At 32.2% G+C, this 9,747-nt stretch carries 10 protein-coding genes; 4 read left to right on the forward strand and 6 right to left on the reverse strand.

Translation table 11 applies throughout. From position 1 onward, the window contains the following. Positions 1-85 precede the first annotated feature (85 nt). Together Q4Q47_RS23480 and Q4Q47_RS23485 are read right to left on the reverse strand one after the other, a co-directional pair. Positions 86-607: a mechanosensitive ion channel domain-containing protein gene (locus Q4Q47_RS23480; RefSeq protein WP_303309162.1), complete on the reverse strand. Its 522-nt coding sequence runs from the start codon at positions 605-607 to the stop codon at positions 86-88. A 37-nt stretch (positions 608-644) separates the two neighbouring features. Further along, positions 645-1,601: a septum formation inhibitor Maf gene (locus Q4Q47_RS23485; protein WP_303309163.1), complete on the reverse strand. Its 957-nt coding sequence runs from the start codon at positions 1,599-1,601 to the stop codon at positions 645-647. Positions 1,602-1,880: 279 nt separating this feature from the next. Here Q4Q47_RS23485 and Q4Q47_RS23490 point away from each other — a divergent pair, with 279 nt between their 5' ends. Further along, on the forward strand, positions 1,881-3,818 hold the full coding sequence (locus tag Q4Q47_RS23490; RefSeq protein ID WP_303309164.1) for a right-handed parallel beta-helix repeat-containing protein: 1,938 nt from the start codon (positions 1,881-1,883) through the stop codon (positions 3,816-3,818). A 23-nt stretch (positions 3,819-3,841) separates the two neighbouring features. Here the strand turns inward: Q4Q47_RS23490 and Q4Q47_RS23495 are convergent, their stop codons facing one another. The 4 genes from Q4Q47_RS23495 to Q4Q47_RS23510 form a co-directional block, all read right to left on the reverse strand. Continuing rightward, on the reverse strand, positions 3,842-4,438 hold the full coding sequence (locus tag Q4Q47_RS23495) for a Maf-like protein (RefSeq protein ID WP_303309187.1): 597 nt from the start codon (positions 4,436-4,438) through the stop codon (positions 3,842-3,844). Beyond that, positions 4,438-5,352: a geranylgeranylglycerol-phosphate geranylgeranyltransferase gene (locus Q4Q47_RS23500; RefSeq protein WP_303309165.1), complete on the reverse strand. Its 915-nt coding sequence runs from the start codon at positions 5,350-5,352 to the stop codon at positions 4,438-4,440. The genes Q4Q47_RS23495 and Q4Q47_RS23500 overlap by 1 nt, the downstream gene beginning before the upstream one ends. Positions 5,353-5,846: 494 nt before the next feature. Further along, positions 5,847-6,377, reverse strand: coding sequence for a KdsC family phosphatase (locus Q4Q47_RS23505; protein ID WP_303309166.1), 531 nt, complete (start codon positions 6,375-6,377; stop codon positions 5,847-5,849). Further along, a complete protein-coding gene (locus Q4Q47_RS23510; protein WP_303309167.1) occupies positions 6,358-7,125 on the reverse strand; it encodes a Rossmann-like and DUF2520 domain-containing protein in 768 nt (255 codons plus the stop codon). Before Q4Q47_RS23510 ends, Q4Q47_RS23505 begins: the two co-directional genes overlap by 20 nt. 198 nt (positions 7,126-7,323) lie before the next feature. Here Q4Q47_RS23510 and Q4Q47_RS23515 point away from each other — a divergent pair, with 198 nt between their 5' ends. The 3 genes from Q4Q47_RS23515 to Q4Q47_RS23525 all read left to right on the forward strand — a co-directional run bounded on the left by Q4Q47_RS23515 (position 7,324) and on the right by Q4Q47_RS23525 (position 9,550). Then, positions 7,324-7,725: a group III truncated hemoglobin gene (locus Q4Q47_RS23515; RefSeq protein ID WP_303309168.1), complete on the forward strand. Its 402-nt coding sequence runs from the start codon at positions 7,324-7,326 to the stop codon at positions 7,723-7,725. A gap of 100 nt (positions 7,726-7,825) precedes the next feature. Next, complete coding sequence (locus Q4Q47_RS23520) at positions 7,826-9,151, forward strand: hypothetical protein (RefSeq protein ID WP_303309169.1); 1,326 nt, start codon at positions 7,826-7,828, stop codon at positions 9,149-9,151. 126 nt (positions 9,152-9,277) lie between these two features. Then, positions 9,278-9,550 (forward strand): cation transporter, encoded by a 273-nt coding sequence (locus Q4Q47_RS23525; protein ID WP_303309170.1) that lies wholly within the window; start codon positions 9,278-9,280, stop codon positions 9,548-9,550. The last annotated feature ends 197 nt before the right edge of the window (positions 9,551-9,747 follow it).

Here is a 9,747-nt window from a genome sequence, read left to right on the forward strand (position 1 = left end):
TAGCTAAAAATCAAATATAGCAAAGTAAAATACCCAAAGGGTGGGTTTTAATGTTTCTTTAACTTATGTGGGCTTATTTTTACGGTTACTTATCGAAAGCATCTTTTTCTATTATTGTCACAGCTTTTTGCAGGAGTAAACTGTTAGGATAAGTTACTAAATCGCCATTATCTCTTCTTAAATGAATTTGGAAGGATCTTATATCTTCAATAATAGCTTCTATTTCAAATTCTTTATCATGAATTTTAATTTTATCTCCAATTTTATAAGGAAAAGAGAAAAATAGTATAATGCCCGATGTGACATTACTCAGTATAGACCAACTAGCAAACAAAGCAAGCCCTATAACGGCAAAAACTGATGAAAAAACAACTACTAAATCTTCAATTTTAATTCCAAAAATAAAAGCAACGATAAGTAATGTAATAAGAAAAAGACTTACCGAAAAATAACGTGCTACTATTTTAGCACGACTTACCAGAATTTTTTTCGATTTTCCAATGGCGCGGACTATTAATCCAGTGATAAGTTGAAGAATAAAGAATACAACAAGTACGATAGCTGCGTTTATAATTTTATCTTGATGTAGAGAGAAATAGTCTGACATTCTAACAATTTTAAATATTTCTCAAAGATAAAAACAACTATTGTAAATGGAGTTCTTTTCTCAAAATTTCATCTTTATTAGTGTTTTTACCCCAATATGCAGATTTGATTGTTTTTAATTTGGTAGCCTTAGTTTTTAAAACCTTAGCATTTGCTCCAAAACCACTTTTAAAATGTTCTTCCCAACTTAAAATATCATGAGGGAAGTTTGGGTTGAAAGTAATTGATAACGTCCTATTTAGTTCGGGATAAGAAATTGAATATATATTTTCTTGCATGGTCGCTAAGGCTTTATACGCCTTTATAGGAACATGTCTTAATCGGTTATATTCAAAAGAAGGAATAATTTCTAGATCTCCAGTTGGAAGCGATTTAGGGTCGATACGTAATTGTGTCCATAATTCATTCTCTAAAATAGCTTTGTCTAAGTTAAAACTTTTATCAGCTTCTCCTTCAAAATAAGAATGTGACATGATCTCAAATTGTTCTTTATTGTTAAGTTGAGCGTATACATGTCCACACCATTCTTGCATAGAACTGGATATTTTTACGGCATGTTTATTATTAGAAACTGGGTAGAAGGTGCTTTGCATTATAGAATATGGATATATACCAGTATTAAATTTTTTAGTGGCATTTAATTTCAAAACAGAAACACTGTTTGCGTTTTGTCTATCTGCTTTTACTTGAATGTTCGGTAAGAAATCTTCTGTTACATATATTAAAACTGCATGCCCGCTTCTTATTTCACCATAGCGAGCTTGTTCTAATTTGTACGATGATATTTCGGCTTGACCAGCATACCAATAATTTTTAAATTCTTGAGACGGTTCTTTTAGTTTTAAATCTTCGTTTACTGTATTATTTGTTGTTGTATGAAGTGCTAATTCTTTTGAGGCTTTTTCCTTTTTACAAGAAGTCAGCAAACTTAGGATCGCAATAATGATGTAAAAAGCTATTTCTACTTTAATGATTTTTTTGAATGCTTGTATCATGATTTGGATATTTAAATATGATAAAGTTACAAACTAATGGTGCGTTAACAATATCATTTAACGTTTTGTAAACAAGATAAGCCGATGAATTTAGTGCGTAATTTTGCTCATGCTATTCTTATGAAAGTTCTAAAAAACTATAAATATTTGATAGCACTGTAATATGAATTATCTTTCACAAAAAAAGACCAACGTTTGAATTATTATAACCTACTTTTTTTTACAATTAATTCGAACTTGAAACGTTAATAATTTCGTACAACAAACAAATGACCCCAAATGAAAAACCTACTTTATTACCTACTCATGTTTATGAGTTGTATTGCTATATCGTGTAGCAAAGAAAAGATCGATGATTCTCCGGAAGATATCGAAAAAGACATGCCGCCAAATACAATTACGACACCTTGCGGCTTTGATTTATATAATGTTACAGCTAATTCAACAATAATCATAGACTGTGTTTTAGACCTTAAAGAAGAGACGATTACATTGCCTACTAATGTTATTGTTGAATTTGGAGGAGGAGATATTATCAATGGCAAGTTAAATTTCTCGAGTGGTGGTAAAATTGATGGTAGACTTCTCAGTTCTAAACTTAAACTCGAAGGTGATGTTACATTAATAGACCCTACATTTAAATTCTATGCCCTAAGATGGGATCTTTTTGAAGGAAAAACGAATTCTGAGGTTGCTTTAAAAAACAATAACATATTAGAAAGTGTTATGTTTTTCACAAAAGAGTTGGGAGCTACAACATTTAATATTGATAAACTCGATGCTTATTTTGAAATTACTAAAGTCACCAGTACAACAACTAATGTAAACTGGTATCCTTCTCAAGAGGCTGTGAATATTCCTTCTGATTTTAATTTGGTAATGACTGATAATACTCACTTGCGTGTATTCCCTGCTCAGTTAGGGATAAGTAGAGAAGGAGCAACCTTACTGGCAGTCAGACATGAATCTAATGTAACCATAACTGGAGGTATTTTACATGGCGATAGGGAACAACGTCAATATTCTGAGGACGATGGTCAGGAAGGTAGTCATTTGTTTCATATCCATTCGGGAAAGAATGTAACTTTAGACGGTATCAAATTCATAGAAGGTTCTGTGGGATCCATAACCATTTATTCTACTGGATTTTCTTTTAACCCAAACTATGATCCTACAACTGGTGTCATTATCAAGAACTGTGAATTCTTGAGATCCAGAAGAATGGCGATAGCGCTTACAGACGGTCGTGATGTTCTAATCGAAAATAATACATTTATAGATACAGGTTTGCCTTCTCCCAATTCTAAAGGAGGCGAAGTAGGCTATGCCATTAATATTGAACCAGACCGGTATAGAGATGAGAATGGTGTGCTTAAGGAACGACAACGCGTTTTTAATGTACTCATAAAAGGAAATACAGAAACAGGTAGTAGAGGAGGCTTTGTTACATTGACTATTGGACAAGACTTAACAGTGGAAGACAATGATATAGGAACCAGAGTTGTTTATTCATTTGTTTCTAGAAGCAAAGTGATCAATAACAGATTCAAAGCAACAGGGACTGCTACAGAAAGCTGGGCCATCTTTGCAGCTGGAACAGGTGTTACCGTATTCGATAATGAGATTGCAGGTAATACTATAGAAGGTTATAGCCTTGGAATTGTTACAGGCTCGAATGAAGCCTATGTACATGAAAACGTCATAAAAGATTGTGGTGCAGGCATTCAGTTAAGTAAAGCTTTTAAAGCTCGAATTCATAACAATGCCATTAACGTATCAGGAAACGGTATACAAGCAACGAATACGCATAGTGATGATGTAGAGATTAAAGGTAATGAAATTACATCAGGAGGCTTTCATGCGTATCTTACTAATCTGAATAACAAAGAGGAATACAAAGATTATAAAATTGTGCTAGACGGTAATAAGTTTTTAAATACAAATAATGTAACTATTTCCAATGCTCAAGGTATCACCTTCAAAAACAATGAGGTGAATGGTGGTCTAGGTGTTGGTAACGTATCTCATGTAGAAGTATCTTCTAATAATATTAAACCTAATGAAAGTGATGGCATTCGTACATTTGGTACAAATGCATCTTTTTCTATTTTGAACAATATAATAACCGAACCAACAGGTGCTGACAGATATGAGTGTATTAATAATGGTGCAGATAACCCAGATGCGACTATTATGACTGGTAATGCGTGTAATTAGTTAATGAAAATATACTATAAAACTTATGATGATGCGTCAACAATAGCATTTAACGTTTTATAAACAAGATGAGTGGGTAAGCCCATAACATTAAAATAGGAGCCTTCTAATTTAGTCACTCCTATTTGTCCTATCCATTCTTGAATGCCGTAAGCACCTGCTTTATCAAATGGTTTGCAGGTGTTTATGTAGTATTCAATCTCTTCGTCTGTTAAATCTTTGAAAGTAACTTTAGTAATAGCATGTAGTGTTTTTTCAAAAGTTTTAGTTGTAAAACAAACCGAGGTAATAACTTCATGAGTGGTATTACTTAAAGATTTTATAATACTAAAAGCTTCGTCTTTATCTCTAGGTTTTCCTAAGGCTTTATTATGATGCCAAACTATGGTGTCGCTAGTAATAAGAATATCATTGTCTTTTAATTTGTTTTTAAAGGGAAGTGCTTTTAATTGAGCGAGATAGTTGCTAATTTCAAAATGTGTTAGGCGTGGTGGATACTCTTCTTTTACAGGTTTTAGAATGATTTCAAAATCTAATCCCAAGTTTTTGAAAAATTCTTGCCTTCTGGGAGAACCAGAAGCTAAAATAATATGGTGGCTTTTTAGTTTTTCGTTAAGCATCATTTAAGTAAGATATACTTGTATAAAAGTAAGGAAAGCATTCCAAAAAGCATCACTAATTTAAGTATGTTACTAATATGATGATGATCATTTTTAGTTGTAGCACTATAAGTTTTAATACATATATAGAGTAATGGGCCAATTATGAATAGCAAAAAGTAAATAACAGCTATTTGATTTTTGTACAAAGAATTAATCGTATAGTAAGCAATAGTAAAAAGCGGTACAAATGATAAAACAAATAATACTTTGGTAGCACGGTCTCTACCAATTACAATAGGTAACGTTTTCATGCCTACTTTATAGTCACCATCAATATCTTCAATGTCTTTGGCTATTTCTCTTAGTAAATTAATGATGAACGCAAATATGGCATAATCAAGTACCGTGTTAAAATACATCAGTTGCATTTGCTGATTTTGTGGCGTAATACCTGGAAGTAATTCAAAAACACCCACAATAATAATACTTAATGCTACTAAAATAGAAATAACAATATTACCTATTAAAAGTGTTCGTTTTAAATAAGTGGCATACACATAAAGTAATGCCGAAATAATAACAAAAATGGAAAAGAAAGGGCTTTTTCCAACCAGATGTGATATATAGAAGCCAATACCAACACCAATAACATTAAAAGCAATAAATAAATTATAAGCTGTTTTTTCCGAAATAGATTTACCAATGATTAATTTATCTGGTTTGTTTACAAAATCAGTTTCGACATCATAAATGTCATTAATAATATTTCCCGCAGCAGCAATAGAAATAGTCGAAAGAATTAAAAGTGTAATTCCTAAAGGTGTTAAGCTTATTTGAGCGCCAAATGGTTCTAAAAAGGCATATTTAATAAGTAATTGCACAAGGGCAATCATGAGTAAGTTTTTCCAGCGAATGAGATTTAAGAAGTTCAATATCTGAATATACTTTTAGTTTATAAGTTAGACATGAAATTGTCAATTAATAATTTAATGATGAAAAGGATAAAAATAAATACGAAAACGAATATAACAATTGTTTTTCTCATTATAATTTTTTCACTTTTTCTAATCTTATTTTTTATGACTTCTCTTTCTGATTTTGTTAATTTTTTATGCGAAAAATCGAGTTGATAATGTAAATACGTTTCATTGTTTAATTTTTCTTTAAGAACAGAAAAAGGCTTATTAGCATATTGATTGAAAACATTTTGATTGTTACCAAATCCAATATAACCAAATCCAGTGCTATGTCTTCTTCTGTTTCTTTTCACAAATAATATCTTTGCGTCCTAGTGTCTTTGAGAGCAAATAACTATTCAAATAAAGGTTTAAAAAGCCCAATGCTTAGTTGAAAATTAAGAATGTTGTCTCAAACTTCTAAATATTTATTTTCCAACAACCAACAACCAACAACCAACAACCAACAACTAGTCGTACTTAGCACCAAAATTACCGTTCCATTTCTCCTGTACCTTAAGCACTTGTTCAATGACATCACGAACGGCACCTTTACCTCCTTTTTTATGTGAGATATATTTCGATATATTTTTTATTTCAGGAACGGCATCTTGTGGGCAACAAGGTAAGCCAATACCTTTCATTACCGGAAAATCAGGAATGTCATCACCCATATAAAGAACATTTTCAGATTTAATATCATTATCTTTAAGATATTCGTCTAGCTGTTCAATTTTGTTATGTGCGCCCAAATAAATATTAGAAACACCTAATCCCTGTAAACGAATGCGAACCCCTTCATTAGAACCCCCGGAAATAATGCAAATATTATATCCCATATCGATGGCAGTTTTTAAAGCATAGCCATCTTTCATGTTCATTTTTCGTAGCATCTCACCAGAAGATGTTACGGTTACTGTACCATCTGTTAAAACGCCATCTACATCAAAAATAAAAGTTGTGATGTGTTCTAAGTATTCTTTATAATTTTTTTCTTCCATGTGTGTGTTGTATAGAGGTGGTTAATAGTTGGTAAATGTCTTCGTGATGTTGGTCTTCTAAAAGTTTTAAATGCTTACGTATTGTTTTTTTGTCATGACGTTTTGCAGGACCCGTTTGAGCTTTAAAGGGAGATAAATCCTGTACTTTTTTAGCTGTTTCCAGAATGAGAGGTTTTAAAAGGTCGAACTCGGCTCCTTGACTTTCTGTTATTTCGTGCCCTATTCTATATAATTGGTTAGTAAAATTATTCACAAAAACAGCCGCCAAATGTAATACTTTGCGTTGGTCACTATTAACCCTTTTTGTAGGACTACCAATAGTTAAAGCTAGATTTTTTATAATAGGATAGCTTTTTTTATCGATAGTTTCAATGCAAATCGGTACAGTTGAAAAATCTATTTCGGCTTCTTTACTAAACGTTTGCAATGGGTAGAATACCCCTCGTTTATGCTTTTTATCGATATCATATACACTCACACTTCCCGAAGTATGCAATACTAATTTGTTTTCAAAAGGAAGTTGAGATGAAAGCTCAGAAATGGCATCGTCACTAACAGCTAAAATATAAACATCCGCATCTTTGATCAATGATAAGTCATCAATAATTTCCACGTCATTTTTATAAGAAGCGATGGCTGTTATACGTCTACTATACCATTGATTTATAACAATGTCCTCTGCTTGGTTAAAAGCCTTAAATAAATGAGTTGCAACATTGCCAGAACCGAGAATTACTACTGAAATCATATTGCTAAAATACTAACGAATTACGAATTACTAATTATGAATTACGATTTTTTAACTTAAAGATTTTTAGTGATATTTTTAGCTACAGATTTTAGTTAAAATTGAATTCTGTGAACTGTTTTCTGTCATTGGTAGTCGATCTTCAATTCTTTGCGTCTTTGAGTCTTAGCGAGAAATAATAGATTAACTTTGTGCACTATGAATAAAAAAGATATAAATTCCAGGGACGATGTGTTTTTATTGGTGTCGTCATTTTATAATAAAGTAAGAAAGGACCCTATTTTGGGGCCCTTCTTTAATGATACTATAAAAGATTGGGATGGGCATTTAGAACGATTGACGACTTTTTGGGAATCAAGTCTTTTCATGACTCGTAAACTGGAGCAGAAGTATTTGAGTAACCCTTTAGATGCACATATAAAAGTAGATGCTGAAAATAACAATAGTATCACTGAAACACATTTTGGTTTGTGGCTAAATCTTTGGTTTCAAACTATAGATGAACTTTTTGAAGGCGATTATGCCGAAAATGCTAAAAGACGTGCTAGAAAAATGAGTACGTTTTTATATTTAAAAATTTTTGAAGCCAGAGTAGGTTAATAAAAGAAAGCCAGAATGTTAATTTCTGCATTTTTTGTAACCTTTTTATAGTTTGTTTATCTAAAGTTTAAACATCATGTTTAACTAAAAGATACAAGCTATGACATCTAAAAGAATATTCCGTATTTTATTATTATTCACTATAGTATTCGTTTTTATACAATGCAAAAATGATGATGACGATCCCCCTAGAACTTTAAATATTCCACCACCAGTTGAAGTTCAATTAAATCCAGCATTAGTAGAATTAGGAAAAGAGATTTTTAGACACGATACCTTTGGAGACGAAGCCTTTTGGTCAGGTGTGCTAGAGCTGGATAAAGCCATATTAGGCGAAGCGAATGGTGGTTTTGGGCCAGGTTTGAGTCCAAGTACAGCACTAAGTATTGGACTAAAAGTTGATGCAACAGCATTGCCACAAAGTGTAGTTGATGGTATTAATGATGGATCAGTCGACTTAGATGATCCGCTTACTACTGCAGCACTTTTAAGTTTAGATGCCGTCGTTGGTGTTAAAGGGAATTTTGATAATACAGGAAACTTAATATCTACAGGAATTACTTGTGCATTATGTCATTCTAATGTCGATAACTCATTTGCAGAAGGTATCGGTAATAGATTGGATGGTTGGGCTAATAATGAACTCAATGTTGGTGCCATTTTGGGCTTTATTAATAATGCGTCTTTAGCAGATATTTTAAAAGTAGACCAGGTAACATTTAACAGCGTAGTAAATAATTGGGGACCAGGAAGGTTTGCCCCCGTATTACTCATGGATGGAAAAGTAACGAAACCAAATGGAGACCTAGCAACGCTTATAATACCTCCGGCTTATGGTTTGCAAGGTGTAGAAAAAGAAACTTATACAGGATGGGGAGAGATTTCATATTGGAATAGATTTATAGGCGTACTGGATATGGGTGGTTTAGGGAGTTTCTCAGATCCCAGACTTAATGATCCTGACAAATTCCCACTTGCGGTAGAGAGAGGTTTGTTTGATGTAACATCAGCTGAAAATTTAATAGATGATGATAAGTTAGAGGCGTTATTACAATATCAATTATCACTATTGCCGCCAAAACCAGATCCATCTACTTATAATGAACAGGCAGCTATACGAGGGAAAATGATTTTTGAAGGGAAAGCAAATTGTGTGAGTTGTCATGCTGGTGCTGCCTTTGTAGATAATGTGTTGCATACTCCAGAATCCATAGGAATAGATGGCTTTGAAGCAAACAGATCACCTACGGGAATGTATAGAACACCTCCTTTAAGAGGATTATTTGCAAAACAAAGTTCAGGGTTTTATCATGATGGTAGATTTGCTAGCTTAAATGATGTGATAACGCATTATGACAACCATTTTGAATTAAAATTAACAAGTCTGGAAAAATCAGATTTAGTAGAATACATTAAAGCTTTGTAGTAATTATATTCGATTAAATGGGTATAAGTTACGGATTATAGATTCCCGTTATTGTTTTTTTGATTTGAAACTGGATAGGGATTAGAAAAGGAGAAGTAATAGCGGGAACTAAAAACGTATTTACATATGAGAAGAGCAACCGTATTGGTGCGTAACCTGTATTGTATAAGTTGCGCAAATAGAATAAAAAATGAATTGTTACAGTTAGAAAAAATTTCTAGTATTTATATGTGCTTAAGAGAGTCATCCATATCATTCAATTATAATACAGCAAACGATATTTCTACCATAGAGAATTATTTAACCTTTTTAGGATATCCTCCAAAAGAAGATAGAATAATGAATAAGAATAATTTATTATGTTATTGTCAAAATAGTAAGAATATAAGTTTAGTCTAAACTTGCATTTTGTAGTAAAACTTTAAAAAGTGACAAACACTATACTTTTCATTGGGTTTTAAGATGTAATAACTTTTCTAATGCATATTTATATTAAATGTTAATACTTCGTTTTAAGTTAATTAATTGGGAGTTTTTTTTCAGAAAAATCAACTTTAATACTTAAATTTGCACGACCTAAAAAACGGGTTCTGATT

The sequence above is a fragment of the Flavivirga spongiicola genome (assembly GCF_030540825.1).
Taxonomy (GTDB): domain Bacteria; phylum Bacteroidota; class Bacteroidia; order Flavobacteriales; family Flavobacteriaceae; genus Flavivirga; species Flavivirga spongiicola.